This window comes from Laspinema sp. D2d, assembly GCF_025370755.1.
In the GTDB taxonomy this organism is placed as follows: domain Bacteria; phylum Cyanobacteriota; class Cyanobacteriia; order Cyanobacteriales; family Laspinemataceae; genus Laspinema.
The window spans coordinates 54,617-75,301 of the sequence record NZ_JAMXFC010000035.1 but is presented as its reverse complement, the minus strand read 5'-3'; the positions used below and the strand labels follow the sequence as shown (position 1 = coordinate 75,301).

Here is a 20,685-nt window from a genome sequence, read left to right as displayed (position 1 = left end):
GCGGGGAGACGAAACGACGGAAGTCGTTACTAGAAGAGTGAATTACGACTGAAGTGCTAACGTTGAATAGCTCCCCCATCCTCCCCATCTCCCCCATCCTCCCCATCCTCCCCATCCTCCCCATCCTCCCCATCTCCCCTATCTCCCATCACTTCGCCTTAGCAGCAGTGGGTTTCATAAATGTGGCCTCATAAGAGATGACGCCGCTTTCTTCGCTGCCTAGAACTTTCGCGGCACCGAGGGAGAGGTCTAAATTACGGGGGGGGATATAGGGTCCGCGATCGTTAATGCGAACGATGACCATTTTGCCATTTTGAAGATTTTTAACTTTGAGATAGGTATCGAAGGGTAAGGAGGGATGCGCGGCTGTCATCTCCTCTTGGTCATAGGTTTCGCCGTTGGCGGTGAGACGACCGTGAAAATAAGGGCCGTACCAGGAGGCGGTTCCCTGAAGTTTTCGGGGGGTCTCAACTAACCCATACATCTGCGCTTGTGCTTCGGCGATGGGTAAGGGTTCAGCGCCTAACGCTTTACGGAGATTGTTGGTCCATTCCACGGTGAGTAGGTCCTGGTTACGCGGAATAGACTCGACGACATCCTCAGACATCAAGAGTAAAGTACGATCGCCCCCTTGAATGGCTCTAACGCCGTCGCGTGTGGTGGGGGTTAGTTTTGCGGGATCGCGATCGCTCCCTTTTAGCCAGTCTTGGATCCGGTGCGCAAACAAGTCAGCTTGGATGCGATCGGGTAATTGCGCCACCTCATATCCCTGAACCACCACTTGAAACGCTGAGGGTTGCGTGAAGACAATCTGCTTTGGGTTTTTCTGCGAAAACCAGGAAACCGTTTGTCCCAATCCAAATAAATGCCGGGACTGCCACCAATTGACTCGGGTCATGGGTCCAGAGGGACCAGAAGCAACAGAGACAGCTTTTACCTGAACGGATGGGTTCAGACTGGGTTTGGTTTCTAAATCTAAAGAGTCTTCCGGGAAGAAATTAGACAAAAGTTGTCCCATTCCCCGAGTGGATGTTTGGGACTTCTGGGAAGGGCCACTGCTGATCAGGGTGGCTTTTCCCGGCAAATCCTGTGGGATTGAGAGAAAATTTTGTTCTTCCAAAGCGTTACTGGGACTAGAATTCATTACAGGTGAATTAACCGTGCATTTTCCCTTTTGCAGGTGGTTGTCCCAGTTGAGCACTTTTGTGAATATTTGGCTATCTCTAGCATTAGCTGGGGGGCGTTTTCCCGGGCGATCGCTGATTTGAGCCAGGTGAGCAAACAGCCGATTCTCACCGGAAGATCCCTTGAAGTTCAACGGAGGGCGGTGCTTTTTCCCCGAGGGATTACCGCCTCGGACAAGCCGGTGAGGAAGGTCCCACCGATGACTAAAACCGGATAAAACTTGGAGTGACAGCGGATTTTTAAGGGTAATGGCGGCATTCCCAAATCCTGGGCTGTATGAAAGCAAACCGCTCAAACAGCAGGTCATCCAGACCAGTCCCATCAATGGCATAAGCGTTTTTATTAAGAGAACAACAAATTTATCATCTCGGCGAATTCCTAATAGGATATCTTGAACTCCCACAGAGATCAAGTGGGTCTGGGGATCGATGCGGTCCTCAGATAGAGACCACAATGGACTACGATCCCCGGTGAGAGCTAACTGTAACCAAATCTGTAACCCAAGCAAAAATGAACCCGCTTAATTTTTACATTGTTGATGTTTTCGCAGAAGGAAAATACCAAGGCAATCAGCTTGCTGTATTTACTGAAACCCACGGCCTGACTGGGGAACAGATGCAACAAATTGCTAAAGAAATGAATTATTCTGAGACTACTTTCGTGTTATCCTCAAAGCCACGAGATGGGGGATATGATGTCCGAATTTTTACTCCGGCGCAAGAAGTGCCTTTTGCCGGTCATCCGACTTTAGGCACTGCTTTTATTATTCAGCGAGAGATAATTCAACAGCCGGTAGAACGGATTAATTTGAATCTGGCGATCGGACAAATTCCCGTGACTCTGCACTATCAACAAGAGACGGTAGATATTTTGTGGATGCAGCAAAAACCCCCGACATTTCATCAAACCCTTGAACGAGAAGCGGTGGCAGCGGTTTTAAATTTAGAAGTTGGGGATCTGGATTCGCGGTTTCCGATTCGCGAAGTTTCCACAGGGATTCCTTTTTTGATTGTGCCGTTGAAAACTCATGCAGCATTAAAAAAGGCCAAAGTCAATCGAGATAAGTATTTTAAATTAATTGAAGGGACTGAAGCGAAATGTATTTTTATGTTTTGTCCCAAGACGAACAAACCGGAAAATGATCTCAGTGCCAGAATGTTTGCTGATTATTTAGGGGTACCCGAGGACCCCGCAACCGGGAGTGCTAATGGTTGTTTGGCCGGATATCTCGTGGAGTATGAATATTTTGGGGAGGGAGGAATTGATTTGCGAGTGGAACAGGGATATGAAATGGGAAGACCTTCGTTGTTATTATTGAAGGCACAAAAAGAGAACGGAGAGATTTCTGTATCCGTTGGCGGTAAGGCGATCGCTGTTGCTAAGGGTGAATTTGTATAAAAGTAGGGGTTGCACCCGGTGACTCCCATTCCTGACCCAACTTTTAAACCGTCCCGTTGTCGTGGTAAGAGTAGAAAGATGGGTATTCTAAATCAAGGGTAGGATACCCTTACCACAAGAGAATTCGGAGAAGGACAATGGCAAGGCCGACAAAAGCACAAATGTCTCAAAGCTGGGATAATCGGAAACCCCCAGCATTTAAAGACTTGAAAAAACGCCAAATGGAATATTATATGGGTGCGAAGTTGATTGAAGTGGGAGTTAACCCCAAATCAGCCATCTTTCGTTGGTCTTTAGAAACCAGCGGTAACCGGGAAACCTGGACCTATAGCGCTTACTGGGGGGAGTCTAAAGAGGAGTTGTTGCAGCAAGAGCGATCGGAATAGATGGGATGGGGGAGATGGGGAGGATGGGGGAGATGGAGGAGATGGGGAGGATGGGGGAGATGGGGAGGATGGGGGAGTTATCAAGTTGCAAGCTGTTGCCGAATTCAAGGAGTATGAACATCTTGCTGGGTAAAATTATCCAGTTTAAAGGCATCAACAGCTTAACTCCCTGTCTCCCCTGATTAGGGGTAAATTCGGGAGGATTGGGGGATAGTTTCAATGACTTGGGTTGCGATCCCCGCTAAATTTTCGTCACGAGTGAGTCCCATGATATAAATATAGAGGGGATGCGTGCCAACTTGATACACCTTGATATTATGCAAATAATAAGTGAGGTAATTGTAAAGGGTTCGATATCTTCCGATCAGGGTTTGATCTAAAAGAAAACTAAAACTGCCGATTCCTCCTAGTGCAGGTGCGAAAAATTCATCAATTGTTCGGGTTTGAACGGGAGTGTTGGGCGGATGATAAGTCAGTTTTAACAATTGCTCAATGGTTACTCTATCCGTATCCCAGGTAATAACCTGGAAGGGAAACTCAGACTCACTCAGCCAAAATAATCGATTTGTGAGTTCCGCTAGTTGTTCAGTCAGGGGAGTATTGATAGGGTTCATGTCTCCGGGATAATAAATAGAGCAAAACGACTTATTATAGTAGCAGAACATTTAAAATGGGGGGGAGGATCTATCCTCATGAGTAAACCACCTAGATTGTTCTGAATTCTCTCCTCTAATTTTGGGGAAGAGAATGCGGTTAAAAGTGAGATTTGGGTAACAAGTATTCTCTCCTGGGTAAAGCAACTTGTTCCGACAATCCATAGAAGGATTTTTCTAAAAAAAAGGTGGATTAGAGGTTTTAACGCATTGCACTCCACTCTGTTTTACAAGGGGATTTGGGGGGAGATATCTCATGGAAAATTTCCGGTTTGGGAGTTCCCGGAGGCAAGGGGTAAGTCCTAATCTCTAACTTAGGGATAGTATATCAGACGGGATTGATGCTGCGGTTGGGAGTTTTCCGGACTTTGGGGAGTGGATCGGCAGTTGGGGAGAGTTAACACAACGGGTAATTTGCCGGGAGGTTGAGGCCCTGGGGTGTTTTCGCCTTAACTATCGTAAAGAATTTTAAACATTTTTTCAAAAGTTGGCCTTCAATTGTAGCATATATTTTTTTCACCGTAAATTTATAAAAAAAATCTGTATTTAAGCGGGTAACGGAAAAACTGTTATAAAATTTACAAGAGAGCGAAAAAATTACATAAAAGAGGGGAGTATTGGGGGACAGCAGCCTGGGCTAGATTGTCCCAGGAATCATACCTCAATGGTGCAGGCATCAAAATTAAGTGGTCAAATGATTGTACAGTGCAAGCGTCTTCCCCACGATCCAACTTTTTTTGCTCAAGAGAGACCCTTGAAAAAAGACGCGATCGCAGACTAGGTTCAGTTCAAAATCCCCCTGATAAAGCACTCAAAAAAATGAGGGCGATTTGCTAAAATTGAGGGGGTAACATAAAGTGAAAATAAAAAAGCGATCGCGGTGACTTTTTCAATCCAGGGCGTTCGGAATAAATTAGGAGAGTGAACAGGTAAAGGCACTATGACATACCCAAAAAAAAGAATTGGTATCCTCACCAGTGGCGGGGACTGTCCCGGACTGAATGCTGTAATTAGAGCAGTGGTTAAATGCTCCTCCCGTAAGGGATGGGAAGTCTATGGCATTCCCTACGGTACGGACGGATTCATCGATGTTGCCAACGGAACTCGCCAACCGGAGGACATGAAATTGAACGAGCATGGTTATGATATTCCTGGATTGTTACAGGGTCTTGACGTGCTACAATTTCTCAGTGGCAGCGTTCTGGGGAGTCTGAGTAAAGGGAATACAGAAAAACCAGAAGTTGCACAACAGATTTTAGAAGGTTATAAACGCTTAGAACTCGATGCTTTGGTGGCGATCGGGGGCGATGGTAGCTTGGACATTATCTATGATTTGGCAGTCAAAGGCAATTGGAACATGATTGGGGTTCCCAAAACTATCGATAACGATGTTCCCTTTACGGAACGTGCGGTTGGATTTCAGACTGCCGTTGATACGGTTACCGAAGCACTGTACAACCTCACGTTTACTGCCGCGAGTCATGAACGAGTCATGGTAGCGGAAGTGATGGGACGGGATGCGGGACATCTGGCACTACACGCGGGAATTGCTGGGGGTGCCGATGTGATTTTAATTCCGGAACTGACTCCCGTGCTTGACGAAATGGCGATCGCCCAAATCTGCGATAAAATTGCCACCCTGCGTCAGGAAAAGCGAAAATTTGCCCTAGTTGTCGTCGCGGAAGGGGTGAAACACCAAGATCGGCGACAGCATCGCAATATTGGGGACTATGTAGCGCAACAAATTAAACTCTACAGCCAGAAACTTTGTTCCCTTGATCGCCCAGAATTTTGCGGATTAGACGAAATCGACACCCGGGTAACGGTTCTAGGGCACTTACAACGCAGCGGTACCCCCTCTTCCTTCGATCGCATCTTAGCTACTGCCTTTGGGATTAAAGCAGTTGATTTAATCGAACAAGGACATTATAACCGCTTAGTCGTGTGGGAAGGCGGCAAAGTCGAAAGCAAACCCTTAGACTTAGTAATTCAACTCGTCCGACAGTGCCACCAAGAAAAACGCTGCGCCTCCCCCGTTGATCCCAACGGATTCATGGTACAAACCGCCCGCGCACTCGGGATTTATGTGGGAGATACCTCACATTCCCTAGAGTATAACAACGGTAGCAACGTCCCGGCGACTCCAACTGCTGTAAGTTAGTCCGTAGGATGAGGGAGGATGGGGGAGATAGGGGAGATGGGGAGGATGGGGAGGATGTTCTTAGTAAGGACTTCAGTCGTTTCCAACTCCCCCATCTCCCCCAACTCCCCCAACTCCCCCATCTCCCCCAACTCCCCCAACTCCCCCATCTCCCCCAACTCCCCCATCTCCCCCAACTCCCCCAACTCTTAATTATGAAATTTGTAGATGAATATCGCGATGCAACGACGGCGCAAGATTGTGCTAAAGCGATCGCCAGTATTACGACTCGTCCCTGGACAATTATGGAAATTTGCGGGGGTCAAACCCATGCGATCGTTAAATTTGGCATTGATGAATTGCTGCCGGATAGTATTACTTTAATCCACGGTCCCGGTTGTCCCGTCTGTGTGACTCCTATTGCTTTGATTGATCAGGCGATCGCAATTGCCTCCCATCCCGAGGTTATTTTCTGTTCCTTTGGGGATATGTTGCGGGTTCCGGGTACTGAAAAAGACTTGCTGAGTATTAAAGCAACCGGCGGCGATATTCGCATCGTTTATTCCCCCGTAGATTGCCTAAAAATTGCCCAAGAGAATCCGAACAAACAAGTAGTATTTTTCGGAGTAGGATTTGAAACTACTGCACCAGCAACGGCGATGGCTGTTTATCAAGCAGCACAACAAAACATCCCGAACTTTTCTATGTTAGTGTCCCATGTTTTAGTGCCTCCAGCAATGGAAGCGATTTTATCGGCACCTAATCGAAAAGTGCAAGGATTTTTAGCGGCGGGTCATGTTTGCACCATTATGGGATACACCGAATACGAGGCGATCGCCCCCAAATATCAAGTCCCCATCATCGTCACCGGATTTGAACCGGTTGATATTTTACAGGGAATTTACTTGTGCATCAAACAACTGGAATCCGGACAAGCACAAGTCGAAAATCAATATAGTCGTTCCGTTAGAAAAGACGGCAACCAACCCGCCCAAAACATCCTCAAAGAAGTATTTGAAATCGTCCCACGACAATGGCGAGGTATTGGAGAAATTGCACAAAGTGGATTAAATCTACAACAAAAATATGCTCAATTTAATGCTGAAAATCGTTTTGATTTAACTGGAATAAAGAGCGAAGAATCCCCTGATTGTATGAGTGGATTAATCCTGCAAGGCATTAAGAAACCCCATGACTGTGAAGCCTTTGGCAAACGCTGCACCCCAGAACATCCCCTCGGTGCACCAATGGTTTCATCGGAAGGAGCTTGTGCCGCCTATTATCGATATCGACAACAAAATAATGATTTAAACTAAATAGATAGCTCAGGAGGAAGGTTTATGTCTAGTCCTTTCATCAACACAAACATCCGTCTTCCTGCATATTTGCTAGAAGCAACGGATAAAGCCGTTGAACAAGGAAAAGCCAAAAGCCGAGATGAATTTATTATGCAGGCGATTCGTCAGGAATTAGAGGCCCTGAAGCGAGCAGAAATTGATGGAGAACTTGCAGAAATGGCAGAGGATACGGAATATCAAGCGGAAGTGTTACAAATGGAGGCTGAATTTGCTACAGCGTCTTGGGAGGCGTTGCAATTAGCGGAGTTGGAGTCATGAAATTGGGAATTTGACAACCGGGGAACGTTGGCAGTGGAGGGGTTTGGACTGCGAAGGGTGACAACAGTATCAAGATTTGGCGGTTACAATAAGCGTAAGGCCATATTTGTTTAGAGTTTATATGAATTTACTCAGGGAAATAATTAACCATGTTCACTGAAACTGATAAAAAATATTATACTCCCGAAGAATACCGGGCATTGGAAGAACAGGCAGATTATAAAAGCGAGTACCGAGATGGAGAAATCGTACCGATGACCGGGGGAACTACTAATCATAATGAATTGGCGTTAACTTTAGCCGCTTTACTCAAACTGAAACTCAGAAAACAAAATTATCGGGTTTATATGGGGGATGTTCGTTTGTGGATTCCTCGGTATCGTCAATACACCTATCCCGATGTTATGGTGATTGGCGGCGAACCGATTTATACGGATATGGGAACGACTACGGTCACGAATCCCTTGCTGATTGTCGAGGTTTTATCGAAGTCTACGCAAAATTACGACCAAGGCGATAAATTTATGTATTATCGCTCGATACCGGAAATGCGGGAATATCTTTTGATTGACCAAACTCGGTGTTATATGATGCAATATTATAAAATTGAGGAGCATCATTGGATGTTAAAAGAATGGGAAGGGGAGGCAGCGGGTTTACGGTTGCAGTCTGTTGATTTTGAGTTATCTTTGGGAGAGCTTTATGAAGGGGTTGAGTTTAAGGGATAATTAACAATCCGATGAATTTAACTTAATCTTTAACCCGCACTCTATAAAAAGTTGGACAGAATATCGAATTACCCTTTATCCTAGGACAGGTAAATGTAAGTTTAGGGAATCGTTCGATGTTTGAACAGTTATTTACGGAATTTACCGATCGCGATCGCACCGTCCAGAGCAATCGTCGTCCCCTCAAAGGCGTGATTATTGGTGCGGGTCAAGTAGGGATGGCTTGTGCTTATTCTATGTTAATCCAAAATACCCTAGATGAGATGCTCTTGGTCGATGTGAACCAAGAAAAACTCCAAGGGGAAGTCATGGATTTACTCCACGGTGTACCCTTTATTGACCCTACGGTGATTCGTTCAGGGACTTTAGCGGACAGTGATGACCCAGATATCGTGATTATTACCGCTGGGGCGAAACAACAACCCGGGGAAACTCGCTTAGATTTGCTCAATCGCAATGTGCATATTTTCAAACAATTAATTCCCCAAATTGTCCAATATTGTCCTCATGCTATTCTGCTGTTGGTGACGAATCCCGTTGATATTATGACTTATGTCACCCTGAAATTATCGGGATTTCCCTGTAACCGAGTTTTGGGGTCTGGGACCGTTCTGGATACGGCGCGGTTTCGCTATTTGTTGGCAAATGAATTAAAGATTGATCCACGGAGTTTTCATGCTTATATTATTGGGGAACATGGAGATAGTGAGGTTCCGGTTTGGAGTAAGGTAAATATTTCGGGGATGAATCTGTGCAGTGGGGGAATTGAGGACTGTTCCGAAGGAGATGCAGAAGGATTACAAGGGATTTTTGACCAGGTAAAAAATGCAGCGTATGAGGTGATTAAGCGCAAAGGCGCGACCTCTTATGCCATTGGGTTGGGGGTGACTGATATTGTCAAAGCGGTATTGAGAAATCAAAACCGGGTGTTAACGGTGAGTAGTTTTATTCATGGGATTAATGGTATCAATGATGTCTGTCTGAGTTTGCCTGCGGTGGTGAATCGTGAGGGGGTAACTCGGGTGTTAGATTTGTCTTTGACGCCGAATGAACAAAAGCTGCTGCAACATTCAGCCACGGTGTTGAAAGAGGCGATCGCCAAGCTGGACTTATAAGTGAGATATAATCTCTAATTTGTCCGGACATTCAATTACAAGCAGGGCCGTACATAAATTGCCCCGATTGAGGGCAGCAATTTATACAAAGGTGTTTAGACCTCTGGCAAAAAAATGATTGATCCCCCCAACCCCCCTTAAGAAGGGGGGCTTAAGAGAATTTTGCAAGAGGTGTTTTAAAAAGAAAGACCGATCGCCTCTAAAACATTGGGATCCCATGAGTTAGAAACCGGGTTTCTGGCCCAAGTTGCTGTTAATGCGTACAAATTTGGTACAGAAACCCGGTTTCTAGTCCCTAAAATCGAAGCGGGGACCGGCGTCTTGGTGAGGATAGCCGATCGCCCTCAAGATGGGCAAGGGGTGGGCAAATTCGTTAAATTAAGACCAATCAACCCCAATATTTCTCAACCCACACCCACCCTAACTCCTTGGAGACTTAACCTCATGACTGCTACTTCTTCCCAGGCGAATCCTTTTCCCTTTGATTTTGCGCCGCATCCGACTGGAGATGCGGAACTGCTGCAACAACTCGCCTTTATTCCCGGATTGAAAGAAACTCTGGCTGTGCGTCAGGTTCACGCGTTGGAACACGCCACCGTCTGGGTATTGAGCGAAACCTCCGGTGAGAGGCCCCCTGACAACAGCCAACCGGGGCGATCGCTGGATAACGATGGATTGGGGGGGATGTCCACCGATCGCGGATTTTATCTCTATGGCAATGTTAACCTCCTTGACCTGCGTCGTGCCGTTCATGTCGCCCACGATCGCCTAACCCGGGGAGAATGGGACCTCGCCCTTCATCCCCGTTGTGGCACCAACCTGTCTGTGGGAATGTTGATCACCGCCGGGTTAGCCTTTGGCATCACGATGGTCCTTCCCCGAGACCCCATCTCCCAACTTTTGGGTTTAGGAGTCGCGGCAACCGCTGCCTCTCAGGTGACCCCAGACCTAGGCATCCTAGCTCAACGTTACCTCACCACCGCCATTCCCTATAATCTGGCGATCGAAGAAGTCACCCCGACTCAAGATATGTGGGGACGTTCCGCCCATTTTATCGGGGTCCGTTGGATCGAGTAGTTAATAAAACTTAAAGATTGCAACATTCCAGAGTATCCCGTTAGAGTAGTACGCTGAGAAGCAATTCCCCTTAAACTTTTCGTTCAATTCATCAGAAGGAAAAAAAAACACATGGTTCAACGTGGTTCTCAAGTTCGCATTCTGCGCAAAGAGTCGTACTGGTTTCAAGAAGTTGGCACCGTTGCCACTGTAGACCAAAGCGGGATCACCTATCCCGTAATTGTTCGCTTTGACAAAGTGAACTATGCCGGAGTCAACACCAACAACTTCGCGATGAACGAAGTCCAAGAAGTCGCCGGTCCCAAAGGTGGAAAAGCCGCTGCCAGCAAAGGTGGCACCACGGTTAAGGCTGCCGATCGCAAAACGGGTACCGACGCTGCTGGCAAAGGCAGCAAAAAGACCGCCAAACCGGAAGCTGGTAGCAGCGGTACTGTAGAAGGCGATCCCAACCAAGGAACGGAATCCCGCTAACTGGTGCCGGAACTTCCTGAAGTTGAAACAGTGTGTCGAGGGTTAAATCAATTAACCCTCGGTACGAGTATCCTGGGTGGCGATGTTTTGCTGACGCGAACCATCGGTCACCCAGTTTCACCTATAGATTTTTTGGAGGGAGTCCAAGGATGCGCGATCGCCTCCTGGCAGCGGCGAGGGAAATATCTCCTGGCGCAACTCTCCCACTCCCCGGATTCTGATGCAGCTAACCGAGGCACGTTAGGGGTCCATCTGCGGATGACCGGGCAACTGTTATGGGTCCAGCGAGAGGAACCCCTACAGAAACATACCCGAGTGCGCCTATTCTTCGAGGGCGATCGGGAATTACGATTTGTGGATCAACGCACCTTTGGTCAAATGTGGTGGGTCCCCCCAAATATCCCCACCCCGTCCATCATCACCGGATTAGCCAAATTAGGGCCAGAACCCTTTTCCCCGGAATTTTCCGTTGAATACTTTACTCGCCAACTCCACAAGCGTCAAAAAGCGATTAAAACCGCCCTCCTGGACCAAACTATTGTTGCGGGGGTAGGGAATATTTATGCTGATGAAAGTTTATTCCTGAGTGGGATTGTACCCACAAAGCTGTGTGCTGACCTAAATTCGGCGGAAATTGAGAGACTGCACAGCCAAATTATTCAAGTCTTGCAGACTGCGATCGCTGCCGGAGGAACCACCTTCAGCAATTTTCTCAACGTCAGCGGCGTCAATGGCAACTATGCAGGAGTCGCTTGGGTTTACAATCGCACGGGCCAACCTTGCCGCGTTTGTGGTACTCCTCTCCATCGTCTGAAGCTTACCGGACGTTCTAGCCATTTCTGCCCCAATTGTCAGCGTTAGTAATGGGGGGATGGGGGAGATGGGGGAGATAGGGGAGAGACGGGAGATAGGGGAGAGACGGGAGATAGGGGAGAGACGGGAGATGATGTGCAAACGACTGAACTCGTTACTACAAAATTCTTAATCCTCCCTATCCTCCCCATCCTCCCCATCCCCCGACCCCGAGAGGGATTAAAATGAGGGAGAGAAAGCGTTTTAAACAGGGCAGAGCAACTTATGGCAGTTAAAAAAGGTAGTATGGTTCGCGCCGTTCGCGAAACGTTGGACAATAGTTTAGAAGCAAGTGCTAGTGATTCGCGCTTCCCCAGTTATATCTTTGAAACTAAAGGGGAAGTTGTAGACATGAATGGGGACTATGCCCTGATCAAGTTTGGTCAGATGCCTGCCCCTAATGTTTGGCTACGAATCGACCAACTCGAAGAATTCCAGTAAACCCTAAACTGTTCAACGGTTTTATTAATCATGTCCTCCCCCTCCTTTTTTCCTCCGTCTTGTCATCAAGCTCGTGTTTCCATTATTGGTGCGGGTAAAGTTGGCAGTACCCTCGCCCAGCGAGTTGCTGAAAAAAATTTAGCTGATGTGGTGATGTTGGATGTCCTGGAAGGGATGCCCCAAGGGATTGCCCTGGACTTGATAGAAGCAAGGGGGGTGGAGGGTCATGACCGGCAAATTGTCGGTACAAATAATTATGATGATACGGCGAACTCGGATATTGTGGTGATCACTGCGGGTCGTCCTCGCAAACCCGGGATGAATCGCGATGATTTGATTGAGATTAATGCGGCGATTGTCAAGACAGCAGCGAAGGAGGCGATCGCCCGATCGCCTGAAGCTATCTTAATTGTGGTCACCAATCCCCTCGATGTCATGACCTACGTTGCCTGGGAAGCCACTCAACTCCCCTGCCGTCGCGTGATTGGCATGGCGGGAGTCTTGGATGCGGCGCGGTTTAAAACTTTTATTGCGATGGAACTGGGGGTTTCAATCCAGGATATCAAGGCAATGGTCCTGGGAGATCACGGACAATTAATGGTCCCCCTACCGCGCTACACGACGGTTGATGGGATTCCCCTCAAGGAACTGATGGATGCTCAAACCATTGCGCGAATTGTGGAACGCACTCGCAACGGGGGCACGGAAATCGTAGAATTAATGAAGACCGGGAGTGCTTATTTTGCTCCAGCCTCTTCGGTGAGTCTGATGATTGAAGCGATTTTGCTTAACCAGTCGCGAATCGTTCCGGCTGCGGCTTATCTTCAGGGTGAATATGGGTTACGCGATCTATTCATCGGGGTTCCTTGTCAGTTAGGATGCCGAGGGATTACTCAGGTGTTAGAACTCGAACTGGATGAGCAAGAACAGGCGGCTTTCCAGGCTTCTGCTAAATCTGTAGCCCAGCATCTGCAGCAAGCTCATGAGATTTTATCAGGTCGCACCTTGGGCTAACTGAATTCGGTTGGGAAATCGGAGCGTTCTACATCAAGGGGCGATCGCCTTTGGAATCTAGGGAGTCGGTTCCGTAGCGATTAGAAACCGGCGTTCTAGGCAACATCTCGGCTCAGGAGTAACACATCTGGCCCAGAAATCAGGTTTCTGGTCCTTTTGATTTCATACTGTACCAACGCCCGAGAAAGGGGTTTGAGTAGAGAACCGATTAGCATTGTGTCCGGTTAAATGAGTTTCGCGGCACACTCTAAAGTAAGAGCCGAAGCTCGATTCGGTTTGCTCCTTTATACGTCTTGCTATGGCTACTTGTTCTATTTCTTCGATTAAGGATCTAAATGCGGCGATCGCCGCTCAGAACCCTTTCCCTTACCCTGCATCGGTCAGCGATCGCGAAATTTGGCGCGATGACCTTCCCAATCTCAATAGCTTGAACGATCGCATTCGGCAGGTGGTCTTTCAAGCCCTTGAACGCTCTCGTCAAGGTCGTTCTGCCTTGAGTGCGATCGCGGTGACGGGCAATCCGGGCATGGGCAAAAGTCATCTGATTAGCACCCTGCGGCATCAGGTCCAACAAGATGATAGTGCATTGTTCGTTTATGTCAATGCCGGTCAATTAACGGACTTAAACCTCTTGCGTTATCAATTTCATCAGCGCGTAGTAGAGAGTTTACGCTATGCGGGTCAAGGGGGGGTCATGCAGTGGCAATCCCTGGCGGCGGCGATCGCTAATCATGCCATTCATGCGATCGACCCCAAGGCACGCACCTTTTCTCCCCCGGAACTGATTGCCAAACTCAACAATCATACCCGGGCTAAAAATCAAACCTGGGTGACTCAACTCACCGAAGGATTCTGCAAACTTAAACCCGATATCGCCGATCCGGATATCGTCCGGGGGATTATCTGGACCCTCTCTAGTACGGAAGCCCCCTACAGTATTAAATGGTTGTCCGGGATGGCGATCGCCCCTTCTAAAGCCACTGAACTCGGTTTACCCAATCGGTCCCGCGACTCCCGCGATGCCGATGCTTGGGAAATCCTCATGCATACCTTAACCCTGATTAGTTCCTATTACCCCCTCATCATTTGTTTTGACGAGTTGGAAGCGGCAGATAAAAGTGATACGGGCTTAAAACGCGAACGGGTGGTTGCCAGCATTATTAAACGAATCTGGGATACCTTGCCTCGTGCCTCCCTAGAACGGGGAATGGTCTTGTTTAGTGTCATGACTGAGGAAACCTGGCGCACGAAGGTCCAAGCGCTGCCCCCGGGAATCGCCAATTACCTGTGCAAACAAGGCGAACCGATGCAATTATACCAAATCAGTCCCGATGGGATTGTGGAGTTAGTGCGCCTCTGGTTACAAGGGTTTTATGACCACTACCATTTAACCCCACCGAACCCGGTTTACCCCTTTGAAGCGGGTCAATTGAGGGCGTTGGCGCGGGAACAGTTGTCAGTTCGCGAGATTTTGGAATGGTGTGCGGAAAATTTCCATCCGGTGGAAGAAGACCCCTTTGAACAGGTGGAAGCGGCGTTTGAGGGGGAACAGATTTATCCGCAGAATCTGGAGTCTCTACTCGATAATGGGACAGTCGCCCAGGCGATTTATTTTGGGTTCCAACGGCTTCTGGGACAGACGATCGCGGGGGTGGAGGTCGAGTCCGTGAGCGATCGCATTCAGCGCGATCGCCACAATCGCGGTTATATTCAATTCACCTTGACCACTCGTGAGAATGGCCGTCCCTCCACTTTGGGGGTGGCGATTCTGCAAGAGATGCAGAGCCAAAAAGTGGAAGCGGCTTTAAAACGGTTGGTTCAATATGAAACCTTTGATCTCACCTGTGGGTGTTTAGTTCGCCCCTACGAGCATGGGATTCCCCCCCATTGGCAAGCATCCCGTTATCTGCAACAGTTCACCGGAGAACGGGGGGGACAGTGGGTGGATTTGAAAGCGGAGGACATTCTGCCTCTGATTGCTTTATGGCGGGTCTATCAGTGCCGCAGTGTGTATGGAATCGGGACCGAACAAATTTTTGAGTTTATCGCTTACCGAAAACTCGCCACGGAAAATCCTCTATTACAGGCGATCGCCCGCAGCACGCTTTCTCCGGAACGGGTCACACCCACTCGGGAGAAACCCGAGTCAGAATCGGTTAAAGGGATTAATTTAGCCACCTCAACCGAACGTTTAGGGAGCTGATGACGTAATACCCCAACCCCTCAGCGCACCCTCCCTTTGAGGGGCAATTTTTATGGGATTTCCTCCCGGGAGTCTCTGGGGAACTCACGATGGGTTTCCTTTTGTAAATAAGTATTAATACCGAGTTAATCGGCTGGTTTTGCTGTGTAAACTAAAAGGAAAGAAACTGAATTAAGGGCGATCGCGTCTCAGGAAAAAATCAGCGGTTATAGCCAAATCTCAATCTGTCATAATCGGGTCAATCAACGGCTCGAAAAGGCTTAGGCTGTAACTATCACAATGAATCGGTTAATCCAGCCGCCCCTAGAATCACGGCAATTTAGGCGCTGATTTTTACTTAACTCTTAATTTTAGCCGATCGCGGTTCATCGGCCCCTTACCTTAATAATTCTTAACCTATTTCTTGGAGTTTTGTAACTTTTGCTTTATAATCTGTTACAGAAAAGAATCGCAAAAACCAGCTAGGGATCGCCTTGCTGGTGATGAGAACTAGACGAGGAAATGTTATGTCTGAAATATTCCCGGTTATCCTCTTGGCTATTGCCACGATAGCGATCGCTTACTTCCTGGAACTCTTTGCCGCCATCTTTGGGGATGTCTGGCTATTAGTCGCTTCCATTCCCAGTTGGTCTTGGACCTTGGTTTTATTAGTAGCCGTGATTGCGACTTATAAAGCCTTACCGGAGTAAGTAATAATGCTTAATTTAATTCAGGGAGTCCGGGCCCACCCTTGAGAAATCCCCAGGAAAATTCTGGACTTTATTTTAAAAACCCCTGACAAAATCACTCCATCCCCGTAAGGGTAAGCCCAATACCCAAGCTGACCCCAATTAATCTGTGGATAAGCCTTGGTTATGATAAATCTTAATTCAGTTTTGGAACCCATTCGAGGGCATTATCATTTACCCGCTCTAGGGGCAGCGCTTGTCACCAGTCACGGATTGAGTGCGATCGGTGCCGTGGGTGAGCGGAAATATGGCAGCGGAATTCCCGTAACCCTCAATGACCTATTTCATTTGGGTTCCTGCACCAAAGCAATGACCGCTACCTTGATGGGCATATTAGTCGAAGCGGGAACCTTGCAATGGGAGACCACCCTGGCTCAAATTTTTGAGCCGGATTATGAAATGCTGCCGATTTATCGCTGGATTACCCTAGAACAACTGCTCTCTCATCAAGCAGCCTTTCCAGGAGGGGACGAACCCTGGCTGCCGGGAAAAACTCACCTAGAAATGTATGACTTGCCCGGGTCAATTCAACAGCAGCGACAAGCCTATCTTAAACAGGCACTGCAACAACCACCCACCGTTCCCATTGGGAAATACCACTATTCCAATCTGGGCTATACAGTGGCCGCAGCAATGGCAGAACAGGTGATGAATGCATCCTGGGAAGAGTTAATCACAACAAAACTCTTTCAACCTTTGGGAATGACGAGGGTCGGTTTTGGACCGATGGGAACTCCGGGTCAGATCGACCAACCCTGGCAGCATTTTGAAGAAAATGGAGAGATTGAGGCGATCGCACCGGAACCGGAACATGATAATCCCCCTTTAATTTCCCCGGCGGGTCGGGTTCATGCTTCTTTGGAAGATTGGGGCCGCTTTATTTCCCTGCATTTGCAAGGCGAACAAGGCTACTCTACATTATTAAGCCCTGAAACCCTGCAAAAACTGCATACCCCGGCTTTAGAGACCGGATCGATGGTAGAGGGGAGTTCCGATCTCTACGGCTTAGGATGGATGGTTACCGAACGGGATTGGGGGGGTGGGCGCGTCCTGTATCACAATGGCAGCAACACCCTAAATTTTGCTCTGGTCTGGATGGCACCTCAGCGGGATTTTGCGGTCCTGGTGGCGACGAATCAAGGCGGTGAACAGGCGTTCCGAGGGACAGATGAAGCCGTCGGTGCCTTATTAGTGGAAGTGGGATAGTTTGGGAAACAGGACTTAGGCAATTTTTACGACTCATACTCCCTCCGGTTTTTATAGTCCTTTAAAAACCGGAGGGAGTATAATCCTGTCCCGGCGTCCTAGCGGTGACTCCGCTTAAAACGGGCTATTATTATTAAAATAAAGAAAATATAAAGCCTTTTTAAAAGGCTGAATTTCATGTTTTTTTTAATTTGTCAAGTCTCTCAAGAAGTAAAGTGCGGAGGGTATAGCGTATTGGATATCCAATCAGTCCGACTACTCCAGAGCGTAGGGGGTCGAAAAGCGGTTATAACCTCCGAATTAATCCGAAAAATCTCGTGAGTGAGGTAGGCTCAAATGGTCACACAATCTCAACTTGTAGCGCTGCAAAAAGAATATGCTGAACTCCAGAACAGGCTTCAGGAGAGTGAAACCCGGTTTCAGGTGAGCTTTAGTCAAGCCCCGGTGGGAATAGTGCAGTGTGGATTAGATGGTCAAATTTGGCAGGCGAATGAGAAGTTCTGCGAGATTGTCGGATACACTGAGGAGGAGTTGCGATCGCGCAGTTTTGAGGACCTGACCCACCCAGAAGACTTGAATAGAGAATTAGTCTGGGCCAAAAAATTAGTTAATGCCGAAATTGATACCTATTCTCTACAAAAGCGCTATTTGAGAAAGGACGGTGCGATCGCCCGCGTTTCCCTCCAAGTGAATGGGGTCCGGGATGGAAAAGGACGGGTGCACTCAGTCATGGGTTTTATCACAGAAATTACCGATCATCACCGTAAAATTGACCCGATCCCAGAGGAGGTGAGACAGGAGAAAGCCGAACGGGAACGCGCTGAAGCTGCGTTGCATGAATATGAAGCCCGCTTTGAACGGTTAGCAAAAACTTTACCGGGAATGGTTTATCAATACCGTCAGTACCTGAACCAAACTGAGGATAGTTTTACTTACGTTTCCCCCGCTTGTCGAGAGATTTATGAACTCGAACCTGAAGCGGTACTCGACAATTCTCAATTAATGTGGCAAATCATTCATCCGGAGGATAGTACAGAATTTGCTCGCTCTTTCATTAGCGCGGCTCAAACGGGGAAAGAATGGTATTATCAGTGGCGAATTATCACTCCTTCGGGAAAACTGAAATGGCTGCAAGGGGCGGCCAAAAAGTCACCTCAACCCGATGGGGCAATGTTATGGGATGGGATGGTTCTGGATATTACCGATCGCAAGTTGGCTGATGATTCAATGCGTCAACAGATCGAGATGTTAGACCAAGCCAATGACTCTATTCTCATTCGCGACTTAAACGACCATATTCAATATTGGAATCAAGGTGCTCAACGATTGTATGGATGGAGTCTCACTGAGGTTCTAGGACAATCTATTCATGAGTTGTTACACACAAGCTTTCCTCAACCGTTGTCGGAAATTATGGCAAGTTGTTTACGCCAAGGGCATTGGCGAGGAGAGTTGGTTCATCGGAAGCGAGATGGCACTCAAGTGGTGGTAGATAGTCGATGGAACTTGCAACGGGATGAACAGAATCATCCACGGGCTATTTTAGAAATTAACACGGATATCAGCGATCGCAAACAAGCAGAACAGGCTTTAAGAAATAGTGAAGCTCGTTTTAGAACCACCTTTGAACAAGCGGCAGTGGGGGTGGCTCATGTGGATTTTGAAGGCCGTTTTATTCGGATTAATCAACGGTTTTGTGATATTGTGGGGTATTCCAAAGCCGCAATGTTGGCTCTGACTTTTCAGGAAATTACCCATCCCGATGATTTAGATTTAGATTGGGAATTAGCCCAGCAAGTGAAGCAAGAGCAAATTACTCATTACTCCATTGAAAAGCGCTACATTCGTCAAGATAAGACCTGGATTTGGGTTAATTTAACTGTAGCAATGGAGCAGGAGGGGAGTTATTGGATCTCGGTGGTTGAAGATATCACCGATCGCAAGAAAGCTGAAGCAGCCCGTCTTAAAAGTGAGGCCAAACTTCGAGAAAAAGTCGCCCGCGAGGAACTACTCAATCGGCTGACTTCCCAAATCCGCAATTCCCTAGATTTGAATCAGATTTTGCAAACGGTGGTGACTGAACTACAGCGAGTTTTGAATCTGGACCGCTGTTACTTTTTATGGCATCAAACGGAACCTACTCCGGTTTGGTCTTGCATTCAAGAGGCTAAACGGCCCCATTTAGACAGTTTCTTGGGAGAATACCCGATTCTTGACCCTAACTCTTTGTATCGGAAATTGATAGCGGGAGAGATGGTGTGGTGCGATGATTTGGCCCAATCACCGGATCGGGAGTGGCATGATATTTATGTAGAACAAGGGTTTAGTGCGATTTTGTTAGTTCCCCTGCGAAAAAGTAATGGCAAGTTAGGGGTGATTTGTTGTGCCAATTCGGGCCAACCGCGTCCCTGGAAACTATCGGAACTTGACTTGTTAGAGGCGGTCCGGGACTGCATGGAAATTGCTATTTTTCAGGCGGAACTGTATAAAGAAGCAACGGCGCGATCGCAAGAACTGGAACAAACCCTCAAAGAACTCCAAAAAACTCAAACTCAACTGATTCAAAGTGAGAAAATGGCGAGTTTGGGCCAGTTGGTAGCTGGAATTGCTCACGAAATTAATAATCCAGTTAGCTTTATTTTTGGAAATATTGTTCATGCCAGAGAGTATCTGTCCGACTTGCTAGAAGTGGTGGAACTCTATGACCAAGAGTATCCGAATCCCGGACCCGAGATTATTGAAAAAGCAGATGAGGTAGACTTAGAATTTTTGAAGGAAGACTTTTCTAAACTTTTGGACTCGATGGAACAGGGGGCGATTCGCATCCGAGAAATTGTCACCTCTTTGCGGACGTTTTCCCGCTATGATGAAGCAGCGCTCAAAGATATAGAGATTCATTCGGGAATCGAAAGTACCTTAATGATTTTGAAAAATCGGTTAGACTTTCAAGGGAATCGTCCAGAAATTGAAGTAATTAAAGACTATGGAACTCTTCCCAAGGTGGAGTGTTTTGCCAGCGAAGTCAATCAGGTATTTATTAATATTTTGACTAATGCGATCGATGCTATTGAGGAAGCTTATCGTCAAGGTAATCGCCAGGAACCGGGCAAAATTTGGATTCAGACTCAGGTTCTACCCGGCGATCGCATTGCCATCCAGATTAAAGATAATGGCTGTGGCATTCCCGAAAATTCCCTCTCTCGCCTCTTTGACCCGTTTTTTACAACCAAACCCATCGGGAAAGGGACAGGGTTAGGATTGGCAACCAGCTATCAAATTACCGTGGATCGCCACAAAGGTAAACTTCAATGTACCTCCACCCTAGGGATAGGGACTGAATTTACCATTGAACTGCCGATTCACCAGGACCAATTTCACAAAGATGAAAAACGATAAAAGGTATGGATAAATATTAAATATCTCCCCCATCTCCCCTCTCTTCCCCATCTACCAATTCTCCCCCATCTACCAA

The 20,685-nt window shown here is 47.4% G+C and carries 18 protein-coding genes; 16 read left to right on the top strand and 2 right to left on the bottom strand.

The features are described from left to right. Window positions 1-148: 148 nt before the first annotated feature. The gene (locus NG796_RS26500) at window positions 149-1,516 is read right to left on the bottom strand and encodes a septal ring lytic transglycosylase RlpA family protein (protein ID WP_317619334.1); all 1,368 of its coding nucleotides are present in this window, start codon (window positions 1,514-1,516) and stop codon (window positions 149-151) included. Window positions 1,517-1,695: 179 nt separating this feature from the next. Between NG796_RS26500 and NG796_RS20495 the strand changes: the two genes are divergently transcribed. Both NG796_RS20495 and NG796_RS20490 read left to right on the top strand, forming a co-directional pair. Beyond that, a complete protein-coding gene (locus NG796_RS20495; RefSeq protein ID WP_261208883.1) occupies window positions 1,696-2,583 on the top strand; it encodes a PhzF family phenazine biosynthesis protein in 888 nt (295 codons plus the stop codon). A gap of 137 nt (window positions 2,584-2,720) precedes the next feature. Continuing rightward, entirely contained in the window at window positions 2,721-2,969 is a 249-nt protein-coding gene (locus tag NG796_RS20490) for a hypothetical protein (RefSeq protein WP_261208882.1), read from the top strand. Window positions 2,970-3,151: 182 nt separating this feature from the next. On the opposite strand, the gene NG796_RS20485 is transcribed toward NG796_RS20490, so the two are convergent. After that, the gene (locus NG796_RS20485; protein WP_261208879.1) at window positions 3,152-3,583 is read right to left on the bottom strand and encodes a nuclease A inhibitor family protein; all 432 of its coding nucleotides are present in this window, start codon (window positions 3,581-3,583) and stop codon (window positions 3,152-3,154) included. Window positions 3,584-4,562: 979 nt separating this feature from the next. Between NG796_RS20485 and NG796_RS20480 the strand changes: the two genes are divergently transcribed. The 14 genes from NG796_RS20480 to NG796_RS20415 all read left to right on the top strand — a co-directional run bounded on the left by NG796_RS20480 (window position 4,563) and on the right by NG796_RS20415 (window position 20,609). Then, window positions 4,563-5,783 (top strand): ATP-dependent 6-phosphofructokinase, encoded by a 1,221-nt coding sequence (locus tag NG796_RS20480; protein WP_261208876.1) that lies wholly within the window; start codon window positions 4,563-4,565, stop codon window positions 5,781-5,783. 194 nt (window positions 5,784-5,977) lie between these two features. Beyond that, the gene (gene hypD / locus NG796_RS20475) at window positions 5,978-7,078 is read left to right on the top strand and encodes a hydrogenase formation protein HypD (RefSeq protein WP_261208892.1); all 1,101 of its coding nucleotides are present in this window, start codon (window positions 5,978-5,980) and stop codon (window positions 7,076-7,078) included. A gap of 24 nt (window positions 7,079-7,102) precedes the next feature. After that, window positions 7,103-7,378: a CopG family ribbon-helix-helix protein gene (locus NG796_RS20470; protein WP_261208874.1), complete on the top strand. Its 276-nt coding sequence runs from the start codon at window positions 7,103-7,105 to the stop codon at window positions 7,376-7,378. A gap of 149 nt (window positions 7,379-7,527) precedes the next feature. Beyond that, on the top strand, window positions 7,528-8,106 hold the full coding sequence (locus NG796_RS20465) for a Uma2 family endonuclease (RefSeq protein ID WP_261208872.1): 579 nt from the start codon (window positions 7,528-7,530) through the stop codon (window positions 8,104-8,106). A 116-nt stretch (window positions 8,107-8,222) separates the two neighbouring features. Continuing rightward, window positions 8,223-9,221, top strand: coding sequence for an L-lactate dehydrogenase (locus NG796_RS20460; protein WP_261208870.1), 999 nt, complete (start codon window positions 8,223-8,225; stop codon window positions 9,219-9,221). A gap of 207 nt (window positions 9,222-9,428) precedes the next feature. Further along, window positions 9,429-10,298 (top strand): DUF6391 domain-containing protein, encoded by an 870-nt coding sequence (locus NG796_RS20455; protein ID WP_317619333.1) that lies wholly within the window; start codon window positions 9,429-9,431, stop codon window positions 10,296-10,298. 111 nt (window positions 10,299-10,409) lie between these two features. Then, a complete protein-coding gene (locus tag NG796_RS20450) occupies window positions 10,410-10,769 on the top strand; it encodes a photosystem I reaction center subunit IV (protein ID WP_261208868.1) in 360 nt (119 codons plus the stop codon). A 3-nt stretch (window positions 10,770-10,772) separates the two neighbouring features. Continuing rightward, the gene (locus tag NG796_RS20445) at window positions 10,773-11,630 is read left to right on the top strand and encodes a DNA-formamidopyrimidine glycosylase (protein WP_261208867.1); all 858 of its coding nucleotides are present in this window, start codon (window positions 10,773-10,775) and stop codon (window positions 11,628-11,630) included. Between the two features lie 216 nt (window positions 11,631-11,846). Continuing rightward, the gene (locus tag NG796_RS20440) at window positions 11,847-12,062 is read left to right on the top strand and encodes an NAD(P)H-quinone oxidoreductase subunit O (RefSeq protein ID WP_261201140.1); all 216 of its coding nucleotides are present in this window, start codon (window positions 11,847-11,849) and stop codon (window positions 12,060-12,062) included. Between the two features lie 30 nt (window positions 12,063-12,092). Then, window positions 12,093-13,076 carry a malate dehydrogenase gene (gene mdh, locus NG796_RS20435; RefSeq protein ID WP_261208866.1) on the top strand — a complete coding sequence of 328 codons (984 nt, stop codon included), beginning with the start codon at window positions 12,093-12,095 and terminating at the stop codon, window positions 13,074-13,076. A 298-nt stretch (window positions 13,077-13,374) separates the two neighbouring features. Continuing rightward, window positions 13,375-15,279, top strand: a complete 1,905-nt coding sequence (locus tag NG796_RS20430) for an ATP-binding protein (RefSeq protein ID WP_261208862.1) — start codon at window positions 13,375-13,377, stop codon at window positions 15,277-15,279. Window positions 15,280-15,785: 506 nt separating this feature from the next. Further along, complete coding sequence (locus NG796_RS20425; RefSeq protein WP_261208860.1) at window positions 15,786-15,968, top strand: hypothetical protein; 183 nt, start codon at window positions 15,786-15,788, stop codon at window positions 15,966-15,968. A 165-nt stretch (window positions 15,969-16,133) separates the two neighbouring features. Continuing rightward, window positions 16,134-17,213 carry a serine hydrolase domain-containing protein gene (locus NG796_RS20420; protein ID WP_261208859.1) on the top strand — a complete coding sequence of 360 codons (1,080 nt, stop codon included), beginning with the start codon at window positions 16,134-16,136 and terminating at the stop codon, window positions 17,211-17,213. A gap of 336 nt (window positions 17,214-17,549) precedes the next feature. Then, a complete protein-coding gene (locus NG796_RS20415; protein WP_261208858.1) occupies window positions 17,550-20,609 on the top strand; it encodes a PAS domain S-box protein in 3,060 nt (1,019 codons plus the stop codon). Window positions 20,610-20,685 lie beyond the last annotated feature (76 nt).

What these genes read in the sequence shown, in the direction of transcription:
- NG796_RS26500 (WP_317619334.1), bottom strand. Translation starts at nt 1,516, where the DNA reads ATGCCATTGATGGGACTGGTCTGGATGACCTGCTGTTTGAGCGGTTTG.
- NG796_RS20495 (WP_261208883.1), top strand. Translation starts at nt 1,696, where the DNA reads ATGAACCCGCTTAATTTTTACATTGTTGATGTTTTCGCAGAAGGAAAA.
- NG796_RS20490 (WP_261208882.1), top strand. Translation starts at nt 2,721, where the DNA reads ATGGCAAGGCCGACAAAAGCACAAATGTCTCAAAGCTGGGATAATCGG.
- NG796_RS20485 (WP_261208879.1), bottom strand. Translation starts at nt 3,583, where the DNA reads ATGAACCCTATCAATACTCCCCTGACTGAACAACTAGCGGAACTCACA.
- NG796_RS20480 (WP_261208876.1), top strand. Translation starts at nt 4,563, where the DNA reads ATGACATACCCAAAAAAAAGAATTGGTATCCTCACCAGTGGCGGGGAC.
- hypD (WP_261208892.1), top strand. Translation starts at nt 5,978, where the DNA reads ATGAAATTTGTAGATGAATATCGCGATGCAACGACGGCGCAAGATTGT.
- NG796_RS20470 (WP_261208874.1), top strand. Translation starts at nt 7,103, where the DNA reads ATGTCTAGTCCTTTCATCAACACAAACATCCGTCTTCCTGCATATTTG.
- NG796_RS20465 (WP_261208872.1), top strand. Translation starts at nt 7,528, where the DNA reads ATGTTCACTGAAACTGATAAAAAATATTATACTCCCGAAGAATACCGG.
- NG796_RS20460 (WP_261208870.1), top strand. Translation starts at nt 8,223, where the DNA reads ATGTTTGAACAGTTATTTACGGAATTTACCGATCGCGATCGCACCGTC.
- NG796_RS20450 (WP_261208868.1), top strand. Translation starts at nt 10,410, where the DNA reads ATGGTTCAACGTGGTTCTCAAGTTCGCATTCTGCGCAAAGAGTCGTAC.
- NG796_RS20440 (WP_261201140.1), top strand. Translation starts at nt 11,847, where the DNA reads ATGGCAGTTAAAAAAGGTAGTATGGTTCGCGCCGTTCGCGAAACGTTG.
- mdh (WP_261208866.1), top strand. Translation starts at nt 12,093, where the DNA reads ATGTCCTCCCCCTCCTTTTTTCCTCCGTCTTGTCATCAAGCTCGTGTT.
- NG796_RS20430 (WP_261208862.1), top strand. Translation starts at nt 13,375, where the DNA reads ATGGCTACTTGTTCTATTTCTTCGATTAAGGATCTAAATGCGGCGATC.
- NG796_RS20425 (WP_261208860.1), top strand. Translation starts at nt 15,786, where the DNA reads ATGTCTGAAATATTCCCGGTTATCCTCTTGGCTATTGCCACGATAGCG.
- NG796_RS20420 (WP_261208859.1), top strand. Translation starts at nt 16,134, where the DNA reads ATGATAAATCTTAATTCAGTTTTGGAACCCATTCGAGGGCATTATCAT.
- NG796_RS20415 (WP_261208858.1), top strand. Translation starts at nt 17,550, where the DNA reads ATGGTCACACAATCTCAACTTGTAGCGCTGCAAAAAGAATATGCTGAA.